Origin of the sequence: Cryobacterium lactosi (assembly GCF_004403945.1) — a bacterium.
Lineage (GTDB): Bacteria > Actinomycetota > Actinomycetes > Actinomycetales > Microbacteriaceae > Cryobacterium > Cryobacterium lactosi.
Map to the genome: position 1 here is coordinate 45,571 of NZ_SOHM01000007.1, position 20,150 is coordinate 65,720.

Below are 20,150 nucleotides of genomic sequence, written 5' to 3' on the forward strand. Positions count from 1 at the left end.
GTGCGCTAGTGCGCCAACTCCCGTTCGAGGGCGAGTGCACGCCGGGCGGCGCGCCTGTCGTGCAGGAAGGCGATTCCGTATGCGGCGAAGTAGAGCACGATCATCGGCACCGCGAGCATGAACATCGAGATCACGTCGGCGGCCGGGGTGGCGATGGCGGTGAAGAGGATGATCACCAGGACGGCGATGCGCCAGGACTTGATGATCGAGGCGGCGCTGATCACTCCGGCGAAATTGAGCAGCACCACGAAGACGGGCAGCACGAAGGCGATCCCGATCGCGACCAGCAGCTTGAGGGTGAAGTCCAGGTAATTCTGCGCGTTGATGAATGCCGCGTCCTCAGGTGGCGCGAAGCTCGTCATCAGGCCGACGATCTGGGGCAGCACGTACCAACCGGCCGCACAACCGGCGAGGAATAGGGGAACCGCCGTGAGCACGAAGCCGTAGACGTACTTCTTCTCACCGCGGGTGAGGCCAGGCATCAGGAAAGCGAAGATCTGATACAACCAGACCGGACTGGAGACGACCAGACCGACGTAGAACGCGATCTTCAACCGCAGGTCGAAGGCCGACGTGATGTCCGGGTAGTTGATCTGGGCATTCCGGTTTTGTGCCTCGATGATCTCGTAGATGGGTTCGCGCAGGGCACTCCAGACGCCCTCGGAGAGCATCCAGCCGATGATGCCGCCGATGAGGATACCGGCGGCAGCGCGGAAGAGACGCTTCCTGAGCTCGATCAGATGCTGGCCGAGCGACATCGTGCCGGCACGGTTCGCACGCTTGGTGGTGCGTACGGCCACGGGAGTTAGGACTTCGTCTGGTCGCCCGGGCCGACGGGCCGTGTTGTCCCGTCAGCTGAATCCGGCTGTGCCGGCGTTCCGGCGGGCTCGTCGACGGTGTCGCTCTTGATCTCGCTCTTGAAGATCTTCATCGACTGGCCGAGGCTGCGGGCGAGGCCGGGGAGCTTGGGCGCACCGAACAACAGCAGGATGACGACGAGGATGATCAGGAAATGCCATCCGGTCAGATTGCTCAACATGAGGGTCGATCCTCTGGTTCGTAGGGAGTGTGTTGCAACAGTTTACCCCGGCTGATGGAGAGATCCCGACGGAGCGCCCGCCGGTAGGCCCGCTGGATGCGGGCCTGATCGATCGCGGCGGCCAGCTCCCGTCTGTTCTGGAAGACGGCCGGATGGAATGGCGCGGGCGCCACAGCGGCATCCAGGTCAAGCTCGGCGAGCTGGTCTCCCAGGTCTTCGAGGGCGCCGAAGGTGGCCGTCAGCTTGCGGAACAGCCGCACGCCGAACCAGGCCAGCATGGTGAGGAGGCCGGCGACCAGCAGCGTCCAGATCAGGATCCAGGACCAGACCGGCATCAGGCCGACGTCCCGTCAGCCCGGTCATCGTCGATTCGGGCGCCGCCGGCAGGGTCATTGTCGTAGCGGGCGGCGCCGGCGGCGGCCCAATCGGCGACGGTCTGCCTGGCCGGACCAGGGTCCACCACGGTGACCACGCCGGCCAGGCCGGCGACGAGTCGCTTGAGGCCGTGGAAGTGGGACACCCGGAGCTGGGCCCTGGAGTGCTGCCCGGCGGCGCCAGGCGCGACGGGCACTGGGCCGTAGTCGGCGAGGAGCCCGAGGGCAGCCTCCGGAAGCTCGATCGTGACGGTGAGGTCGTCGGCGGAGCCCTCGAACAGGGTGTCCGGGAGCGGGGCGCCGTCGTCGTGCGAGTCCGCGGGCACATCGGTGGAGCGCAGGTCGCTCATCCGGTCGAGCCGGAAAGTGCGCATGGCCTCTCGCAGGTGGCACCAGCCGCGCAGGTACCAGGCGTTGTCGACGGACTCGATCCGCAACGGGTCGACACAGCGATGCTCGGCGGTGCCGCGGGAGTTCAGGTAGTCGAATTCCACCTGGGTGCCCGCCCGCACGGCCGCTTGGATGACCGAGATGGTCACGTCGGCGTCGGTTCGCGACACGGCGAGCTGGCTGGGCGCGCCCGTCGAACTGCGGGTGAGCTTGGCCATCAGGGTGGCGATCGCATCCCGGTCGCCGTTTTCGGGCAGCGCGGACAGATACTGCAGCCCGGCGATGAGCGCCGCGGCCTCCCGCGCCGAGAAGCGCGGCGAATCGTCGATGGCGACCAGGTGGGTGAGCACGATGTTGTCGTTGGCCTCGAACTCGTCCCACTGGATGTCGAACAGGTCACCGTGCAGGTACTGCCGGGTCTCCCCCGGCACGCCGGACATCGCGATCAGGTTGACGGCATCCCGCACCCGCTCCGGGGAGACCCCGAAGTGGTCGGCGACTGCCGTGACGCTGACCCTGTCGTGGTCCATCAGGAACGGGACAAGGGAGAGCAGGAAGGTGAGCTTGTCCGAGGCGCCCAATGCCGCCGGCTTGGCGGTCATCGTGCGGCCTCCTCGTCCGGGTTCGTCAGCGGCTGGTGGCTGTCACGTACCCGGCGCAGGCGGTCGAGGACCGCGTCGATGAGGGTGGCTGGGGAGAGCACGTAGACCTCCGGTCCGTAGCCGGCCAGTTCGTCGGCGAGGATGTTGACATCGGTGTAGTGGAGTTCGACGCTTTCGGCGGCGCCGCCGGGTTCGCCGCGCTTGCTCAGCCGCACAGCGGCATCCGACCCCGGTTCGACGGTGATCAGCGCGACCTGGGCCCGCCACAGTGCGTCCAGTTCGGCGAGGGCGCGGTCCCCCTGGCCGTCGTCGGCTCGCTGGATGAGGACGCCGGGCACGGTCACGACAGGGCCGACGATCCGGGAGAGCAAGAAGGTGCGGGTGGCGCCGGCATCCTGGTCGGCGCCGTACAGGTGCCAACGGCCCTCGTGCAGCACGACGGCCAGCGGGGCGACGACCCGGCGGCGCGGTGCGCTCTCGCCCGGCTTGAGGTAGAGGAACGCGACGACCTGGCCGCGGTCCATGGCCTTGCCCAGCGGCTCGAAGGACGGTTCGCGGGCCCGCAGCGACGGCGCGTACCCGATGACCGGGTCGCTCGAATCGATGCCGAGCGAGTTGAGTTTGGTGAGCGCGCGGCGGGACTCGGCCGAAAGCGAGCCCTCGCGCCAGACCGCGGCGGCGAGCTTGAGCAGCATGATCTCGTCGGGCGAGAACGCGATGTCCGCCGGCAGGTCATAGAGCCCCTTGGGGATCCGGTAGCGCAGGTGGTGGTTGCTGCCCGGGTCATCGGGCGACTCGATCGTTTCCAGCGGGATCCCGAGCTCGCGGATGTCGTCCTTGTCCCGTTCGAACTGCCGCTCAAGACTGGCATTGTCGGCGCCGACCCGAAAGCGTTGCCGGTAGCCCTGCACGGTCGAGAGGATATCGGTCTTGGTCAGGCCGATCTGGGTGGCGATGAGCGCAAGGACCAGGCTGAAGAGGCGTTCCTCGACAGTGACGGGATGCGGCTGTTCAGGAGTGGGCGACACGTACGCGATTCTATCGGTGGTGCGCCGGCCTCCCGGCCCATCCCGCGGGGAACGCGAGACGGGCGGGGAGGCTTCGGGTGGGTGTGTCAGTCGACGCCGAGGATGTCCACGACGAAGACCAGGGTGGAACCGGCCGGGATGGTGTCGGTTGCTTGGTCGCCGTAGGCCTGGTCGGGCGGGAGGACGGCGACGATCTGCGACCCGACGGTCTGGCCGATCAGGGCATTGGCGAAGCCGGGGATCACACCGCCCTCGGTGGTCGAACCGTCAGCGGCGACGAACGCGGCCGGAGCGCCGGCGGCCCAGCTGGAGTCGAAGACCTCCTTGGTGTCCCAGACGACGCCGGTGTAGTGCACGGTGACCGTTGACCCGTCGGTGACGGTCTCGCCGTCGCCCTTCTTGAGCACGCCGACCTTCAGGTCGGTCGGCGGCTTGGCCGAGGGGATGGTGATGCCCGGGGTGCCGTCCTCCGCGAGGACCACGGCGGGCAGTCCGGCGACGGGAAGCTGGTCGGCTCCGTCGGCGCGGGTGAGGTAGGACTTCACGACGTCGAGCACGAACACGAGCGAGTCGTCGGCGGCGACACCGATGTCGGCGTTGCCGCCGGCCGGGCCGAAGGCATCCTCGGCCGAGGCGACCACGGCGACCCGCGACCCGACCTGGGCGCAGAGTAGACCGTCGGTCAGGCCGGTGAGAGTCTGGTCGTTGAGCACGAAGCTGGCCATGCTGGTGCCGTCGTAGCTGCTCTGCTCGATGGACTCCCCCGTGGTGGCGTTGAAGACGCTGAGGTCGACCTGCACCTTCTGACCTTCGACGAGGCCCGGCCCGGTACCTTCGATGATCGTGCTGCGCTGCGTGGCGTCGGTCTTGAGCGGGGTCGGGAAGTCGACCGTGGGTGCTGAGCCGATCTCTCCCGTCACCGACACCAGCTTGGACGCGTCTCCGGAGGACACCGGAGCGGTGCAGTCGGCGTTCGCGGGGCCGGGGCTGCATGCGGTCAGGGTCGCGAGCACCAGGCCGGCGGTTGCGATAAGTGCGGGAACTTTACGCACGGGTCCTCATTTCGGTACGGGAGGCGGCAGCGTGGTGCCGTCGAGTGAGTTGCGGGGTGAGTGCTGGCGGAAACCGCTGGTGCGGGCGGCAAGCCAGACCCATCCTATCCGGCGTCGAGGTCGCGAGCCTTGGAGAGCGCTGCACCGTTCTCGGCCGTGCGATTGCGCTTGCGCATCACCTTGGCGCTGACGGACCGTTCGCCGAGGGCGCCGGGCGTCCACAGCTCGACGTCCGCGTCGCTGAAGTCGGTCTTGGACGGGCGGCGCTTGAGTTCGGGCAGGATCGTGTCCGGCGCGAGCCGGCGGGCAGTGATGAGGAAGCCGGTGTGCCCGATCATCCGGTGGTCAGGGCGGACCGCGAGTCCCTCCACGTGCCAGCCGCGCACCATCGTCTCGTGCGAGTCGGGGTTGGTGTAATTGCCGGTGGCGCGGATCGCCTCGGCGACGCGGGACAGCTGGGTGACGGTGGCCACGTAGCAGAGCAGGACTCCCCCGGGCTTGAGGGCGTCGGAGACGACGTCGATGCACTCCCACGGAGCGAGCATGTCCAGCACCACCCGGTCAACGGACTGCGCGGGCATCGTCTCCGGTAGCGTGTCGGCGAGATCGCCCAGGGTGATGGTCCAGTTCTGCGGGTCGGCGCCGAGGAAGGTGGCGACGTTTGCCCTGGCCACATCGGAGAACTCCTCACGGCGTTCGAAGGAGGCCAGGGTGCCGGCCGGGCCGATCGCACGCAGCAGCCAGAGCGACAGCGCGCCGGAGCCGACCCCGGCCTCGACCACGGTTGCGCCGGGGAAGATGTCGGCCTGGGCGAGGATCTGGGCGGCGTCCTTGGGGTAGATGATGGCCGCGCCGCGCGGCATGCTCATCACGAAGTCGATGAGCAGCGGACGCAGGGCGAGGTGCTCGACGCCCACGTTGTTGGTGACGACGGAGGCGTCGGGCAGGCCGATGATGTCGTCGTGTTCGAGGATGCCCCTGTGGGTGTGGAAGGTCTTGCCCGGTTCGAGCGTGATGGTGTTCAGCTTGCCCTTGGGGCCGGTCAGCTGCACTCTGTCGCCGGCGCGGAACGGACCGCTGTTCTGGATGACCTGGTTGTCGCTCATTCGCGTGTTGCGTCCTTGGGTGTGGTGGGGCGGACCTCGGTGCTGCTGAGGGGAGAGAGAAGGGCGGACCGGCGGGAGCCGTAGAGCTCGTTCAGCCAGGCCAGGGTGGTGCCGGACAGGGTGTCCAGGACTGTGTAGTGCTCGCTGGGCAGGATCGGGACCATGTGCGGCACCGCGACCACGACGGCGCCGGACGCGACGGCCGCGGCGACACCGGGCAGCGAATCCTCGATGGCGACGCAGTGCCCGGCGTCGACGCCGAGCTCGTCGGCTGCCGTGAGGTAGGACTCCGGGTGCGGCTTGCTCTGCTGCACCATGTCGCCGGAGACGATCGTGGTGAAGGCGTCGAAGCCGACGATCCCGGCGATCTGGCGGGCCATCCGCTGTTCGGACATCGTCACCAGGGCCATCGGCACGCCCGCGGTGTGCAGTTCGGTGAGCAGCTCGTGCGCGCCGGGGCGCCACGGGATGCCCGCCGAGGCGAGCTGTTCCTGCACCCGGGTGGTGAGCAGGTCGACGATCGCCTCCGCGGCCAGGTTCACGCCCCGGTTCTGCAGAATGGCGGCTGACCCGAGCAGACCTGAGCCGACCAGGAGCATCGCGTCGGCGTGGGTCCAGGTGCCGCCGAACGACTCAACGAGCTCGTGTTCGGCTCGCATCCAGTACGGTTCGGTGTCGACCAGGGTGCCGTCCATGTCCCAGAGAACGGCAGCTGGCGGGGACGAGAAAGCGGGGATCAGAGTCACGGGGTTCAAGTTTAGGGGGCACGGCCTATCCTTGAAGGAGGCCACCTCGTCCTGGTGGCCGGAATACACGAGGTTTTACGCAAGTGACAGACGGCAATGGGTTCCTCAGCGGGCGTCTCCTGGTGGTCGCCTTCGAAGGGTGGAACGATGCGGGTGAAGCCGCAACGGGTGCCGTGAATACGCTGAAGGACCTTCTCGACGTGGCCGAGGTCAAGCGCATCGACCCCGAGTTGTACTTCGACTACCAGTTCAACCGTCCCACGATCTCCACCGACGAAGACGGCCACCGGGTGATCGAATGGCCCAGCGCGGTCATGTACGGTCCGGCAGTTCCCGGCAGCAGCGGCCTGCCGCTGGCCGAGGACGCCCAGCTGAAGGTGAGCGGCAGCAACGTCGGCAACATCTACTTGCTCATCGGCACCGAACCGTCGCGCAGCTGGAAGAGCTTCACGGCCGAAATCCTGGATTCCGCCCTCGCGGCCGATGTGACCGGGATCGTCTTCCTGGGCGCGATGCTGGCGGATGTGCCGCACACCCGGCCGATCTCGATCTTCGTCTCCAGTGACAACCCCGAGGTCCGTGCCGAGCTGCAGATCGAGCGCAGCAGCTACGAGGGCCCGGTCGGCATCCTCAGCGTGCTGGCCTCCGCGGCCGAGACCGTCGGGATTCCGAGCCTGTCGATCTGGGCGTCGGTGCCGCACTACGTGCACAACGCGCCGTCCCCCAAGGCGATGCTCGCGCTGATCGACAAGCTCGAGGAGATCATCGACGTGGTCATCCCCCGCGGCGATCTCGTCACCGACGCCTCGGAATGGGAAACGGGTATCGACGCCCTCGCCGCTGAAGACGACGAGATGTCGTCGTACATCGGCCAGCTTGAGCAGGCCAGGGACACCGTCGACTCGCCGGAGGCGAGCGGCGAGGCGATCGCCCAGGAGTTCGAGAAGTACCTGCGCAAGCGCGGCGACGGTCGGGACGGTTGGGCCGACGGCCGGCCCGGATCCGGTCCGGAGCCTCGCCAGCCCTAGCCGATCCACCGAGTTGCCCCCGTGTGGACGAGGTGCCCCGCTCTTGCGGAGCAACTCGTCCAGAGATGGGCAACTCGTGGGGTGGTTACAGTTTGACGCCGAGCAGCGCGTCGATCGCGGCGGCGATGAGGGCACGGTCGTCCACTCCGGCAGCGACGGCTTCGTCCACGGCCGCGAGGGCACCCCGGGTATCGAGATCGTCGACCAGCGCTGCACGCATCCGTTCGACGACCGCGGCGGCGCTCTCGAAGGCCGACACGGCCGCGCCAGCGGCGGCGTCGCTCGGGGCGAAGGCCAACGTCCACGCGGCCAGCCTGGCCTCGGCGTCGGCGAGCTGCGCGGCGGTCCACTCCCAGTCGGTGCGGTAGTGCTGCGCCAAGAGGGCCAGGCGGATCGCCCGCGGGTCGCTGCCCGCGGCCCGCAACCTGGAGACGAGCACCAGGTTGCCCAACGACTTGCTCATCTTCTCGCCCTCGTAGGCGACCATGCCCGTGTGGCTATACACCTTGGCCAGCGGATGCCCGCTCAGCGCGGCGGCGTGGCCGGCGCTCATGTCGTGGTGCGGGAAGATCAGGTCGCTGCCGCCGCCCTGCACGGTGAAATCGGTGCCGAGCTCCGCGAGAGCGATCACCGAGCACTCGATGTGCCAACCTGGCCGACCGGCGCCGACGGGCGACTCCCAGGCCGGCTCCCCCGCCCTGGCGGCACGCCACAGCAGCGGATCGAGCCGGTCACGCTTGCCGGCGCGGTCTGGGTCACCGCCGCGCTGGGCGAACAGGGTGAGCATGGTCTCGACGTCGAGGTTGCTCTCCTCGCCGAGCGTCCACGGTGCCTGGCGTTCGGCAGCCCGAATGTCGAAGTACAGGTCGGCACCGGGCCCGTCGGGCGTCGGCAACGCATCCGGCGTTGAGACCCGATACGCCAGCGCGGACTCGCGAAGCTGCAGCACCGCGGCGCTGATGTCGTCGATGACGTCGGTCACGGCCACGAAGTCGTTCGGCGGGATGATGCCGAGGGACTCCATGTCGGCCCGGAACAAATCGGTCTGCGACGCGGCGAGCTCGCGCCAATCGACGCCGGTGGCCGTGGCCCGCTCCAGGAGCGGGTCGTCGACATCGGTGACGTTCTGGGCGTAGTGCACCCGGTAGCCGCCGTCCAACCAGACCCGCTGCAGAGTGTCGAAGGCCAGGTACGTGGCCGCGTGGCCCAGGTGGGTGGCGTCGTACGGGGTGATCCCACAGACGTACAGCCTGGCCACATCGCTGGGCTTGGCTTCGACGATCGAGTCCGTCGCCGTGTCGTGCAGGCGAGGAGCGTCGGACGTTCCCGGGATCGACGGGATGAAGGGATGTGACCAGGCGCGCATGTTCCCAGCCTAACTACGCTGTGATGACGTTGGTGCCGAGCAGGACCATGACGACGACGCCGAGCACGATGCGGTACACGACGAACGGCAGGAAGCTGCGCTTGGAGATGTAGTTCATGAAGAAGCCGATGACGAACAAAGCGACGACAAAAGCGACCACGGTGGCGACGAGGGTCTCCCACGGGCCGAACAACTCCGGCGTGCAGTTCGCGGCGGCGGTGACGCAGGGTTCCTTGATCGACTTGTACACCTGGTAGAAGCCGCTGCCGAGAACGGCGGGGATGGCGAGCAGGAATGCGTAGCGGGCGGCCGCGGCGCGTTCGTAGCCGAGGAACAGGCCGGCCGTGATGGTGCCGCCGGAACGGGAGACGCCCGGGATGAGCGCAAGCGCCTGCGCGAAACCGAACACGATGCCGTGCCCGACGGTGATGTCGCCCAGCTGACGACGCTTCGCCCCGACGTAGTCGGCGATGCCAAGCAGGACACCGAAGGCGATGAGCATGATCGCTGTGACCCAGAGGTTGCGCAGGCTGGTCTCGATCTGGTCCTGGAAGAGCAGGCCCAGGATGACGATGGGCAGGGTGCCGAGGATGATCAGCCAGCCCATCCTGGCGTCGTCGTCGCCGCGCGGCACCTTGCCGACCAGGGACTTGGCCCACTGGCCGATGATGCGCACGATGTCACGCCAGAAGAAGATCACGACGGCGGCCTCCGTGCCGATCTGCGTGATCGCGGTGAACCGGGCGCCGGGGTCCTCTCCGGTGCCGAGGAACTGGCCCACGATGCTGATGTGGGCGCTGGAGGAGACCGGCAGGAACTCGGTCAGGCCCTGAACCAGGCCCAGGATGACCGCATTGATGAAGTCCACGTGATACTCGTTTCGCTTGTGCTGTGTGCTGGCCGGTAGCGCGACAGTGGGCTAGTACGTCGACAGCAGATCGGTCAAAACCGTCCTGCCAAACACTAATGCGTCCAGCGGCACCCGCTCATCAACGCCATGGAACAGCGCGGGGAAGTCCAAATCTGCTGGGAGCTTCAGCGGGGCGAAGCCGTATCCTTTGATGCCCAGTTTGCTCAGCGCCTTGTTGTCGGTCCCGGCGGGCATGAGGTACGGCAGCACTGGCGCGCCGGGATCGTGGATCTCGAGGGTCGACACGATCTTGTCGATCAGCGGGCCGGCGAATTCGGTCTCAAGCCCCACATCGCGGTGCATCACCACGATTTCGATGTCCGGGCCGACCAGTTCGGCCAGTTCGGCCAAGACGGCGTCTTCCTCACCCGGCAGGGAGCGCACGTCGATGAGGGCCTCCGCACGGTCGGGGATGACGTTGTGCTTGTAACCGGCCTGCAGCACCGTCGGGTTCATCGTGGTGCGGAGGCTCGCCTGGATGAACCCGGACGCGGTGCCGGTCGCCAGGGCCAGCTCGTCCGGGCCCATCGACTGAGGCTCGACCCCCAATATCCGGGCGATCTCGGAGAGCAGCGCTCTGGTGGTGTTCGTCAGGCGGATCGGCCACTGGCGACGGCCGACCTTCGCCACGGCCTCCGCGAGACGGGTGATGGCGTTGTCGGTCACCAGTCTGGAGCCGTGCCCGGCCGGACCGTGTGCCACGAGCTTGAGCCAGATGAGAGCCTTCTCACCCGTTTGCAGCAGGTAGGCACGTTCGCCACCGATGCTTATCGAGTATCCGCCGACCTCGCTGATGGCTTCGGTGGCCCCGGCGAACAGGTCTGGGCGAGTGTTGACGAGGTGGTGCGAACCGAACACTCCCCCGGCCTCCTCGTCGGCGAAGAACGCCACGACCAGGTCCCGCTCGGGCTGGCCGCCCTGACCGAGGACATCCTGCAACGAGGCAAGGATCATCGCGTCCATGTTCTTCATGTCCACCGCACCACGGCCCCACAGCATGCCGTCCTTGATCACTCCGCCGAACGGGTCCACCGACCAGTTCGCCGGGTCGGCCGGCACCACATCCAGGTGGCCGTGGACCACCAGGGCGCCCTTGCTGCGGTCTCGGCCGGGTACCCGGGCCACCACGCTGGTGCGGCCAGGCTCCGAGTCGAACAACTCGGGCGCCAGGCCGAGGTCGCGTAGCTTCGCAGCCACATACTCCGCAGCATCCGTCTCGCCGTTGGACCGGCCCTCACCGAAATTGGTCGTATCGAACCTGATCAGGTCGCGAGCGATCTCAGCAGTCAGGTCGAGCGTGTCGGCCGAAGCGGGGGCGGGGGCAGGGGCTGTCATGCAGTTCACGCTACCGGGCATCGGGGCCCGGCAGACGGCCACCCGGTTCATGCGGAGTAACTGTCGGCCCGCGGGGTGCTCGGGGAACCCGTCGGTGTCCGGAAGGGCTTCGGATCCGTGCTAAGTTATTCCCCGGCAGCAAAACATAACTGCGGCCAAAACATCCAGTCCGGGTGGCGGAAATGGCAGACGCGCTAGCTTGAGGTGCTAGTGCCCGTATAGGGCGTGGGGGTTCAAGTCCCCCCTCGGACACGGAGATTGTTGGTAAGACAGCAGTCAACGAGAACTGGTTGAGACAGTTCACGGGCCGGATCTTAGGATCCGGCCCTGTCTCGTTAACGCGCGAGGGTCGACCCGCCCAGATCGAACGCCGCGCTCGGCTACCGCTGCGGAGCGGGTCCCGACGACCGCCGGATCACGAGTAGCGGGGCCGGCACCGACATGGGAGCCACCTCGGTGTTCCCGATCCGCGCCAGGAGCTGGAACACCGCGGCGCGGCCCTGGCCCTCGAAGTCGTTTCGCAGTGTGGTCAGCGGCGGATCGAAGAACGCGGCCTCGGCGATGTCGTCAACACCGACGACGCTGACATCGGCCGGAATCCGGAAGCCGCGTTCCTTCAAGGCGAGCATCGCCCCCAGCGCCATCTGGTCGTTGGCAGCGAGGAACGCTGTTGCATCGGGGACCTGAGCGAGCTCGCTGATGGCGCGGTATCCCGAGGCCGCCGACCAGTCGCCATGCAGGATGCCGACCGACTGGAGGCCTCTCGAGTGAAGGGCCGCCTCGTAGTCGCGGACGCGGTTACGCGCAGCAGACCACATCGACGGTCCGGCGATGTGCACGAAGCGCCGGTGCCCCAACTCGGCGAGGTGCGCGACGAGCATCGGAAGGCCGACCCGTGACAGGATGCCTCGCGGGTCAGCGGGAACCCCCTCGGACTCCGCGGCAACGTAGGCGGGTACGCGGAAGGCCGTCGCGGCGAAGGCCCTGGTCATCTCGTCGGTGACGGCGAGAGCGAGGACACCGGCCAGATCGTGCTGGGTGATGAGCGCGAGGGAGTCCTCGATCGCGCGAGGATTGCTACTGTCGAGCGACACGATGTCCAGGACGTATCCCGCTTCGCGGGCAGCGATGCTCGCGCCCTCCACGATGCGGCTCGGGCCGACCAGCGAAATCTCGTGGGTGAGTGCGCCGATGCGGTGCGACCGCCCCGACTTGAGGCTGCGCGCGGTGAGATTCGGGCGGTAGCCCAGGTCTTCGAGCGCCTGGACGACCCGTTCCCTGGTTTCCGGACGTATCCCCTCGAACCCCCTGAGGAACCGGCTCACGGTCTGGTGGGACACTCCGGCGGCCTGGGCGACGTCGTAAATGGTCGCGGCCTTTCCGCGGGTGGCGGCGCCGCCGCCTCCGAGTGGATCTGCGCGTGTGTTCACTGCGGTCCTCTCGTCTGCCGGTCGTGGGGCGTTGGTGGCCCAGGCCTTCAATGGACGCTCCGGATTGATTTGACCCTTGACAACCGATGTTATCGACAACATCCTAGATCCTACCCAATGTGGTCGAAAACATAAGCAATCATCACCTCCGCCCGGCACCACCCTGACACCCCACAACGAAGTGAGGATCACGTGAACTCTGCTCTCCCCGTCCACCCCCGGAGCGGCCTTCTCTTCGGCGTCGCGTACTACCCGGAATACCACCTCACGGACCGCGTCGAGACCGATCTCGACCTCATGCAGCAGGCCGGGATCAACGTGATCCGGGTCGGAGAATCGGTGTGGTCCACCTGGGAACCCCGGGAGGGCGAGTTCGACCTGGACTGGCTGGCGCCGGTGTTGGACGGCGCCCAACGGCGCGGCATCCAGGTGATCCTCGGCACACCGACCTACGCGGTCCCGCCCTGGCTGCAGGTCGCGCATCCCGATATCGCCGCTGAACGCCGGACGGGCGAACCCATCCCCTGGGGCGGTCGTCAGGAGATCGACTTCACGCACCCGGCCTTCCGCCGGTACGCGGAACGCGTCATCCGTGCCGTCGTCGGACGATACGCCGAGCACCCCGCCGTGATCGGGTTCCAGGTCGACAACGAACCCGGGCTCGAACTCTTCCACAACGACCATGTCTTCACAGAATTCGTCAGCCGGCTCCGCAGCCGGCACGGCACCGTGGAATCCCTCAACCGGGAATGGGGCCTCACCTATTGGTCGCACCGAATCAACGACTGGGCCCAGCTGTGGCGGCCGGACGGCAATTCTTTTCCCCAGTACGACCTCGCCTGGCGACGCTTCCAGAGCGACCTCACGACCGAGTTCATCTCCTGGCAGGCCGACCTGGTGCGCGAGTACAGTCGCCCCGGCCAGTTCGTGACCACCTGTTTGCAGTACGGGCGCCCTGCCCTTGACGACGAACGGGTGAGCCGGGCCCTGGATATCACCGCGGGGAATCCCTACTACGGCATGCAGGACCGTCTTGATGCCACGCTCGAGCTGTCGCAGTTGAGCGACTGGACCACGACGGGCGTCCCCGCCCTCTTCCGCCAAGCGGACCGGATGTACTCCTCGAAGCAGGGCCGTTACCTCGTGACCGAGACGAACGCCCAGTCGATCGGACACTCCGACACCAACTTCCCGCCGTACCCGGGCCAGCTGAAGCAGGCCGCTTACGCGTTTATTTCGCGTGGGGCGGCCATGATCGAATACTGGCACTGGCACACGTTGCCATACGGGATCGAAACCTACTGGGGTGGAGTACTCCCACACAGCCTGGTCCCCGGCCGAGTCTACTCGGAAATCGCCGAGATCGGCGGTGAACTCGCCCGGATCGGCACCACGCTGGACGGCTTCGAACCGGATGCGGATATCGCGGTCCTCTGGTCCAATCCGAGCCGAAACGCTATGCAGTTCACCCCATTCCTGCGAGCGGACGGGCTGCCCGATGCGCAGTCCTACGAAAGAATCGTCGACGCGTTCCAGCGTGGGGCCATCGAAGCCGGCCGGCAAACCCGCCTGCTCCACCTTGCCCAGGCGACAGAGATCGGCGCCGGAGCACTCGCCGCCCGATTCCCGGTGCTCATCGCGGCCGGGGTCTACGTGACAACGGATGCTGATCTTGCGCTGTTGAGGGACTACGTCGCCGCCGGCGGCCATCTCATCGTCGGCCCGCGCACCGGCTATGCCGACGAAGAAGCGCGTGCCCGCGTGGAGGTCTCCCCGCCCCGCCTGGCCGACCTGGCTGGCAGCCGCTATGACGAGTACTCCAATCTTGAGCAGGACGTGCCGGTCGTCTCCACGTCCGACGAGCTCCGCCTGGGCGCCGGAGCAGTCGCACGGCTGTGGATCGACGGCCTCATCGCCGACGACGCCGAGGTACTCGCCCGCTACGTCCACCCGAGATTCGGCGATTTCCCCGCCGTGACAAGCCGCGCCGTCGATGACGGTCGAGTCACCGTCGTGGGCTGCGTGCCCGGTCCCACCCTGGCCAGCGGGCTCGTCAGCTGGGCTGCGGCAGCCGGGCACGGACACGAACTCGCGGGAGACACCGCGGAGCCCGTCACCGTGGCCTCCGGCGCGCTCCCCGGCGGGCGACGCGCCTGGTTCGTCTTCAACTGGGGATGGGAGCCGCAGGCGCTCACGCTCGCGGTCACCGTCTCCGACACCGTCACCGGAGCAGTCCTCCAGACGGGCACAGAAGTCTCACTGACCGCATGGTCGAGTAGGACCTTTCTCAGCCAGTGAGCACCCCCGGGATCCTGCGATCCAACCAACCACAGAAAGAGTGATCATGAACAAGAAGGCACGGAGAACAGCAGTGGCGCTGGTGACCGGCGCCGTGTCGATCGGGCTACTCGTCACCGGGTGCACGCCGAGCTCCAGCGACGAGTCCACCCAGGAATCGGTCAGCCAGGACGACATCGACACGGCGATGACCACCCCCACGAAATTGACGTTCTGGACCTGGGTCCCCGACATCGAGAACGAGGTCGCTCTCTTCGAGGCGAAGTATCCCGCGATCGACGTCACGGTCGAGAACGTCGGCCAGGGCCTCCCTCATTACCAGAAGCTGCGCAGCGCCATCGAGGCCGGCGAGGGCGCACCCGACGTCACCCAGATCGAGTACCAGTACATCCCGTCGTTTGTGCTCAACAACTCATTGCTCGATCTGACGGCGTACGGTGCGGACGACCTCTCCTCCGACTACGTCGACTGGGCCTGGAACCAGGTGTCGCCCGATGAGGAGGTGTGGGCGATTCCCCAGGACGTCGGCCCGATGGGCAATCTCTACCGGGAGGACATCCTGACGGCGGCGGGCATCACCGAACCGCCCGCAACCTGGGACGACTATGCGGCCGCGGCGAAGACGGTCAAGGACACGACGGGTTCGTACATCTCGAACGTCGGCGCTACCCAGGCCGGTCAGATGATCGGTTTCCTCTGGCAGGCGGGCGTCAAGCCCTTCGGCTATGACGGGAGCGAGACCGTGTCGATCGATGTGAACAGCGACGAGGCCAAGAAGGTCGCGGACTACTGGACCGACCTGATCCAGCAGGACCTGATCTCCACCGACGTCGATTTCCAGGACCAGTGGTACCAGGGTCTCGCCAGCGGCAAGTACGCCGGCTGGCTGACCGCCGCGTGGGGGCCGATCTTCCTGCAGGGCACGGCTGAAGCCACCACGGGCCTGTGGCGCGCGGCTCCGCTGCCGCAGTGGAACGCCGGCGACGAGGTCTCCGGCAACTGGGGCGGCTCGTCCGATGCCGTGCTCGCGTCCAGCGAGAACAAGATCGCCGCATACGAGCTCGCGAAGTTCATCAACAACGACGAAGAATCGGCCATGAGGCTCGCGACGGAACAGTTCCTGTTCCCGCCGCAGGTGTCGGTGCTGGAGGACCCGGCGTTCGTCGATCAGGAGTCGGAGTTCTACGGAGGCCAGAAGGTGAACGAGTTGTTCGCCGAGATCTCGCAGACCGTCGACACGGACTTCCAGTGGTTGCCGTACATGGACTACGTGTACTCCTCCTACGAGGACACCGTGGGAACGGTGATCGCCGACAAGGGTGACATCTCCGGCGCGCTCGATGTCTGGCAGGACCAGCTCGTCACGTACGCCACCGACCAGGGCTTCACGGTCGAGTAAGACCCCGCCGGGCGTCCGCCGTCCTGTCGGCGGGCGCCCGGCTCCCACCGCATCGCATCGGCCGGTCCGACCGGTCTGTCACTCCCAGAAGGAGTCGTTATGACGCACTCCCCGGCGCTCGCCAGCGAGCGCCCCGCCTCCGCTCCCCCGCTGAAGAAGCGCACGACGCCGATGAAGCGCAAGCAGCGCCTCGCCGCCTACCTGTTCCTGGTGCCGTTCTTCATCGTGTTCATCACGATGCTGGTCGTCCCGCTCGTGTACGCGGGGTACCTCAGCCTGTTCGAGAGCAAACTGATCGGCGGTGATGTTTTCGCAGGCCTCGCCAACTACGTCCGTGCCCTGACCGACTCCGCGTTCCTGGCCGGACTCGGCCGGGTCGGCCTGTTCTTCATCATCCAGGTGCCGATCATGCTCGGCCTGGCCCTGTTCCTGGCCCTGGCGCTCGACAGCGCTCGCGGCCGGGGATCGAAAGCCGTGCGCCTACTGATCTTTGTGCCGTATGCGGTGCCGGCGGTGGTCGCCACGCTGATGTGGGGCTACCTGTACGGGCCCGACTTCGGACCGATCGCCCAGATCTCCCGGGCGGTCGGGCTCGGGACTCCGGACTTCCTCTCGCCGGAGTCGATTCTCGGCTCGATGATGAACATCGTCACCTGGGAGTTCGTCGGCTACAACATGATCATCATGTACGCGGCCCTCCGGTCGATCCCCGCCGAACTCTACGAAGCGGCCGAGATCGACGGCGCCGGCCAATTCCGGTTGGCGTGGAGCATCAAGATCCCTGCCATCAGGCCGGCGCTCATGCTCACGGTGATCTTCTCGATCATCGGCTCCTTCCAGCTTTTCGCCGAGCCGAGTCTGCTGAACGCGATCGCCCCCGACGCGATCTCAACCTCGTTCACGCCCAACTACTACGCCTACAACCTCGCCTTCATCAACCAGGAGCTGAACTACGCGGCAGCCATCGCGTTCCTCCTCGGAGTCGTGATCGCCATCGTGTCGTACTTCGTCCAACTCGCCGGGGAACGCCGGGAACGGGTCGGCCATGCTGAAAGGGGAATTGAGCCATGACCTCCATCGACACGAGCCTGATCACGACGGACGATGCGAGCGATGGCACGGCATCCCCGCCTCGCACCGGTCGCCGGTACTCGCCGGAGGGGCGCCGCAGCCTGCTGCTCACAATTCTGCTGTGGCTGTGTGTTCTCTACTTCGTGCTCCCGCTGTGGTGGTTGTTCGTCTCCTCGACCAAGAACAACTCCGCGCTCTTCTCGACCTTCGGCATGTGGTTCGGCGGAGACTTCTCGTTGTGGGAGAACCTGCAGACTCTCTTCACCGTGCGCGACGGGATCTTCCTGCGCTGGATGCTCAACACCTTCGTCTACGCGTTCGTGTCCGCGGCCGGAGCCACACTGCTGGCCACCATGGCGGGCTATTCGTTCGCGAAATACGACTTCCCCGGCAAGAAGCTGCTCTTCAGCGCGACCCTCGGTGCCGTGATGATCCCGTTGACCGCCCTCGCGCTGCCGACCTACCTACTGTTCTCCCAGGCGGGCCTGACGGACACTCCGTGGGCGGTCATCATCCCGTCGCTGGTGAGCCCCTTCGGGGTCTATCTGATGCGGGTCTATGCGGCCGATGCGATTCCCGACGGCCTCATCGAGGCGGCGCGGGTGGACGGCGCTGGAGAGTTCCGGATCTTCGCCCAGGTCGGCCTGCGCCTGCTCGGTCCGGGCTTGGTGACGGTGTTCCTGTTCTCCCTCGTGGCGACCTGGAACAACTACTTCCTGCCGCTGATCATGCTGAACAGTTCCGAGCTCTACCCCATCACCGTGGGCCTGGCTCAGCTGCAATCCGCGGCGTCGGCGGGCGGCGGTTCCCAGGCGCTCTTCTCAACGGTGATCACGGGATCGTTCGTGTCGATCCTCCCGCTGGTCATCGCGTTCCTGTTCTTACAGCGTTACTGGCAGTCCGGTCTCGCCAGCGGTGGAGTGAAAGGTTGATCATGACGATCTGGTATGGAGGGGACTACAACCCGGAGCAGTGGCCGAGGGAGATCTGGGACGAGGACGTGCGTCTGATGAACCGGGCGGGCGTGTCGCTTGCGACGGTGGGAGTGTTCTCCTGGGCGCGGCTGGAACCCCGTGAAGGGGACTACGACTTCGCCTGGCTCGACGAGGTGCTCGACCTGCTGCACGCCAACGGTGTGCGGGTCGACCTCGCCACCGCGACGGCGTCACCGCCACCCTGGCTGGCGCTGCGGTATCCGCAGACGCTGCCCGTGACCGAGCACGGCGTGCGCCTCTCGGTGGGCAGCCGGCAGCAGTACTGCCCGAGCTCACCCGTGTACCGCCAGAAGGCAGCGGAACTCGTCCGACGCATCGTCGAACGCTACGCCGACCATCCGGCGCTTGAGTTGTGGCACGTCAACAACGAATACGGCTGCCACGTCAGCCACTGCTACTGCGAGGTCTCCGCCGAGGCCTTCCGGGACTGGCTGCGCGCAAAGTACGGCGACGTCGAGGAACTCAACCGGGTCTGGGGCACAGCGTTCTGGTCACAACGGTACGACTCGTTCACCGAGGTTTCTCCGCCGCGGGCGGCACCCACCTTCCGCAACCCCACCCAACTGCTCGACTTCGACCGGTTCTCCAACGACGAACTCCTCGCCTGCTACCGGGCCGAAGCCGCCATCATCCGCGACCGCTCCGCAATACCCGTCACCACGAACTTCATGGGGTTCTTCAAGGCCGTGGACTACTGGGCGTGGGCGCGCGAGGTCGACGTCGTCAGCGACGACACCTACCCCGATCCCGCCGACCCCGATGCGCCCGCGTATGCGGCGATGGTGCGGGACCTCATGCGTTCGCTCGGCGGTGGGGCGCCGTGGCTGCTGATGGAGCAGGCGCCGAGCGCTGTCAACTGGCGGCGGCAGAACGCCGCGAAAGCGCCCGGGCAGATGCGGGCCTGGTCCTACCAGTCCGTGGCCCGAGGGGCCGACGGCGTCCTCTTCTTCCAGTGGCGGCAATCCGCGGCTGGCTCCGAGAAATTCCACTCCGGGCTGGTCCCGCACGCCGGAACCGACACGCGGCTGTGGCGCGAGGTGGAACAGCTGGGCAGCGAGCTGGCGGCCCTCTCGGTGCGCACGGGTGCCGAGGCGATTGCCGGCACCCGGGTGCCGTCGAGCGTCGCCATCACCCTCGACTGGGACAGCTGGTGGGCGATTGAGCAACCGGCCGCCCCCACCGACGTGTCATATCTGCGTATCCTGTTCGCCTGGCATCGCGCCCTCACCGAGTCAGGGGTCACCGTCGATTTCGTCCGATCGGATGCCGACCTCTCCGGCTACAGCCTCGTCGTCGCCCCGGCGCATTTCACCGCCACCGATGCGCAGGTGGCGAACCTGGCGGCGTTCGCCCAGACGGGCACCCTCGTCGTCGGGTTCGGCACCGCGGTGACCGATGAGAACCTCCACGTGAGGCTCGGCGGCTATCTCGGCGCACCGCTTCGGAGCGCGCTCGGCGTGTGGATCGAGGAGTTCGCGCCGCCGGCCGCCCCTGATCCGCAGAACCTCGGCACCGGCACTCCCCCGGCGCTCGCCCTGGAGGGCGCGGTCCTCGGCGGTGCGGGCGCGGGTGGGGTCTGGGCCGAATACCTGCGGGTAGAGGATGCCGAGACTCTGGCGACCTTCGGTGATGGTGCACTCAGCGGCTGGCCAGCGGTGACTCGTCGGGCGACCCCGGGCGGAGCGGGCTGGTACGTGGCCACGCTGCCCGAGCCGGCCGCCCTCCAGCGGCTGGCCGCCGCGGTGCTCCTGGACGCCGGCATCGAACCGCCGGCACCGGTGACGCGAGGCGGACGGGTGGAGTGCGTGCGCCGGGGCGGATCCCTGTTCGTGATCAATCACGGTGCGGATGAAGCCGTGCTCCAGATCGACGGTACCGACCTGCTGACGGGCGCGCCGACATCCGGGATGCGGCTGCCGCAGCACGGAGTGGCAATCGTGCGGCCCCGGGAGGTATGAGCGATCCAGGCACGGGTCGGACC

The 20,150-nt window shown here is 67.2% G+C and carries 18 protein-coding genes and 1 tRNA gene; 7 read left to right on the top strand and 12 right to left on the bottom strand.

Annotated elements, in window-relative coordinates; translation table 11 throughout:
• Positions 1-5: 5 nt before the first annotated feature.
• The 8 genes from tatC to E3T61_RS02245 all read right to left on the bottom strand — a co-directional run bounded on the left by tatC (position 6) and on the right by E3T61_RS02245 (position 6,337).
• Positions 6-800: a twin-arginine translocase subunit TatC gene (tatC, locus tag E3T61_RS02210; RefSeq protein WP_338145495.1), complete on the bottom strand. Its 795-nt coding sequence runs from the start codon at positions 798-800 to the stop codon at positions 6-8.
• Between the two features lie 5 nt (positions 801-805).
• A complete protein-coding gene (tatA, locus tag E3T61_RS02215; protein WP_134639297.1) occupies positions 806-1,039 on the bottom strand; it encodes a twin-arginine translocase TatA/TatE family subunit in 234 nt (77 codons plus the stop codon).
• On the bottom strand, positions 1,033-1,374 hold the full coding sequence (locus E3T61_RS02220; RefSeq protein WP_134639298.1) for a hypothetical protein: 342 nt from the start codon (positions 1,372-1,374) through the stop codon (positions 1,033-1,035). The genes tatA and E3T61_RS02220 overlap by 7 nt, the downstream gene beginning before the upstream one ends.
• Positions 1,374-2,405, bottom strand: a complete 1,032-nt coding sequence (locus E3T61_RS02225) for a helix-turn-helix transcriptional regulator (protein WP_134639299.1) — start codon at positions 2,403-2,405, stop codon at positions 1,374-1,376. The genes E3T61_RS02220 and E3T61_RS02225 overlap by 1 nt, the downstream gene beginning before the upstream one ends.
• Entirely contained in the window at positions 2,402-3,433 is a 1,032-nt protein-coding gene (locus tag E3T61_RS02230) for a helix-turn-helix transcriptional regulator (RefSeq protein ID WP_134639300.1), read from the bottom strand. The genes E3T61_RS02225 and E3T61_RS02230 overlap by 4 nt, the downstream gene beginning before the upstream one ends.
• A gap of 86 nt (positions 3,434-3,519) precedes the next feature.
• The gene (locus E3T61_RS02235; protein ID WP_134639301.1) at positions 3,520-4,485 is read right to left on the bottom strand and encodes an FKBP-type peptidyl-prolyl cis-trans isomerase; all 966 of its coding nucleotides are present in this window, start codon (positions 4,483-4,485) and stop codon (positions 3,520-3,522) included.
• 104 nt (positions 4,486-4,589) lie between these two features.
• Positions 4,590-5,591, bottom strand: coding sequence for a tRNA (adenine-N1)-methyltransferase (locus E3T61_RS02240; protein ID WP_134639302.1), 1,002 nt, complete (start codon positions 5,589-5,591; stop codon positions 4,590-4,592).
• Positions 5,588-6,337, bottom strand: coding sequence for an HAD family hydrolase (locus tag E3T61_RS02245; protein WP_255455641.1), 750 nt, complete (start codon positions 6,335-6,337; stop codon positions 5,588-5,590). The genes E3T61_RS02240 and E3T61_RS02245 overlap by 4 nt, the downstream gene beginning before the upstream one ends.
• 83 nt (positions 6,338-6,420) lie before the next feature.
• Between E3T61_RS02245 and E3T61_RS02250 the strand changes: the two genes are divergently transcribed.
• A complete protein-coding gene (locus E3T61_RS02250; protein WP_134639303.1) occupies positions 6,421-7,365 on the top strand; it encodes a PAC2 family protein in 945 nt (314 codons plus the stop codon).
• A gap of 85 nt (positions 7,366-7,450) precedes the next feature.
• Here the strand turns inward: E3T61_RS02250 and mshC are convergent, their stop codons facing one another.
• From mshC to E3T61_RS02265, 3 genes are read right to left on the bottom strand one after another with little or no spacing between them, the layout of a single operon-like run.
• On the bottom strand, positions 7,451-8,731 hold the full coding sequence (mshC, locus tag E3T61_RS02255) for a cysteine--1-D-myo-inosityl 2-amino-2-deoxy-alpha-D-glucopyranoside ligase (RefSeq protein WP_134639304.1): 1,281 nt from the start codon (positions 8,729-8,731) through the stop codon (positions 7,451-7,453).
• Positions 8,732-8,744: 13 nt separating this feature from the next.
• The gene (locus tag E3T61_RS02260) at positions 8,745-9,599 is read right to left on the bottom strand and encodes an undecaprenyl-diphosphate phosphatase (protein ID WP_134639305.1); all 855 of its coding nucleotides are present in this window, start codon (positions 9,597-9,599) and stop codon (positions 8,745-8,747) included.
• A 51-nt stretch (positions 9,600-9,650) separates the two neighbouring features.
• Positions 9,651-10,976, bottom strand: a complete 1,326-nt coding sequence (locus E3T61_RS02265; protein ID WP_134639306.1) for a M20/M25/M40 family metallo-hydrolase — start codon at positions 10,974-10,976, stop codon at positions 9,651-9,653.
• A 167-nt stretch (positions 10,977-11,143) separates the two neighbouring features.
• Between E3T61_RS02265 and E3T61_RS02270 the strand changes: the two genes are divergently transcribed.
• A tRNA-Leu gene (locus E3T61_RS02270) sits at positions 11,144-11,228 on the top strand.
• Between the two features lie 128 nt (positions 11,229-11,356).
• Here E3T61_RS02270 and E3T61_RS02275 read toward each other — a convergent pair.
• Positions 11,357-12,406, bottom strand: a complete 1,050-nt coding sequence (locus tag E3T61_RS02275; RefSeq protein WP_166793123.1) for a LacI family DNA-binding transcriptional regulator — start codon at positions 12,404-12,406, stop codon at positions 11,357-11,359.
• 192 nt (positions 12,407-12,598) lie between these two features.
• Between E3T61_RS02275 and E3T61_RS02280 the strand changes: the two genes are divergently transcribed.
• The 5 genes from E3T61_RS02280 to E3T61_RS02300 all read left to right on the top strand — a co-directional run bounded on the left by E3T61_RS02280 (position 12,599) and on the right by E3T61_RS02300 (position 20,127).
• Positions 12,599-14,704 carry a beta-galactosidase gene (locus tag E3T61_RS02280; protein ID WP_241992350.1) on the top strand — a complete coding sequence of 702 codons (2,106 nt, stop codon included), beginning with the start codon at positions 12,599-12,601 and terminating at the stop codon, positions 14,702-14,704.
• 46 nt (positions 14,705-14,750) lie between these two features.
• Positions 14,751-16,103, top strand: coding sequence for an ABC transporter substrate-binding protein (locus E3T61_RS02285; RefSeq protein ID WP_174776973.1), 1,353 nt, complete (start codon positions 14,751-14,753; stop codon positions 16,101-16,103).
• 99 nt (positions 16,104-16,202) lie between these two features.
• Positions 16,203-17,174, top strand: coding sequence for a carbohydrate ABC transporter permease (locus tag E3T61_RS02290; protein WP_134639308.1), 972 nt, complete (start codon positions 16,203-16,205; stop codon positions 17,172-17,174).
• Positions 17,171-18,106 (top strand): carbohydrate ABC transporter permease, encoded by a 936-nt coding sequence (locus E3T61_RS02295; RefSeq protein WP_134639309.1) that lies wholly within the window; start codon positions 17,171-17,173, stop codon positions 18,104-18,106. The genes E3T61_RS02290 and E3T61_RS02295 overlap by 4 nt, the downstream gene beginning before the upstream one ends.
• Positions 18,107-18,108: 2 nt before the next feature.
• Complete coding sequence (locus E3T61_RS02300; RefSeq protein ID WP_134639310.1) at positions 18,109-20,127, top strand: beta-galactosidase; 2,019 nt, start codon at positions 18,109-18,111, stop codon at positions 20,125-20,127.
• The last annotated feature ends 23 nt before the right edge of the window (positions 20,128-20,150 follow it).

Excerpts from the sequence above, each read along its gene's own strand:
- tatA (WP_134639297.1), bottom strand. The coding sequence starts at position 1,039 with ATGTTGAGCAATCTGACCGGATGGCATTTCCTGATCATCCTCGTCGTC.
- E3T61_RS02220 (WP_134639298.1), bottom strand. The coding sequence starts at position 1,374 with ATGCCGGTCTGGTCCTGGATCCTGATCTGGACGCTGCTGGTCGCCGGC.
- E3T61_RS02225 (WP_134639299.1), bottom strand. The coding sequence starts at position 2,405 with ATGACCGCCAAGCCGGCGGCATTGGGCGCCTCGGACAAGCTCACCTTC.
- E3T61_RS02240 (WP_134639302.1), bottom strand. The coding sequence starts at position 5,591 with ATGAGCGACAACCAGGTCATCCAGAACAGCGGTCCGTTCCGCGCCGGC.
- mshC (WP_134639304.1), bottom strand. The coding sequence starts at position 8,731 with ATGCGCGCCTGGTCACATCCCTTCATCCCGTCGATCCCGGGAACGTCC.
- E3T61_RS02265 (WP_134639306.1), bottom strand. The coding sequence starts at position 10,976 with ATGACAGCCCCTGCCCCCGCCCCCGCTTCGGCCGACACGCTCGACCTG.
- E3T61_RS02285 (WP_174776973.1), top strand. The coding sequence starts at position 14,751 with ATGAACAAGAAGGCACGGAGAACAGCAGTGGCGCTGGTGACCGGCGCC.
- E3T61_RS02290 (WP_134639308.1), top strand. The coding sequence starts at position 16,203 with ATGACGCACTCCCCGGCGCTCGCCAGCGAGCGCCCCGCCTCCGCTCCC.
- E3T61_RS02295 (WP_134639309.1), top strand. The coding sequence starts at position 17,171 with ATGACCTCCATCGACACGAGCCTGATCACGACGGACGATGCGAGCGAT.
- E3T61_RS02300 (WP_134639310.1), top strand. The coding sequence starts at position 18,109 with ATGACGATCTGGTATGGAGGGGACTACAACCCGGAGCAGTGGCCGAGG.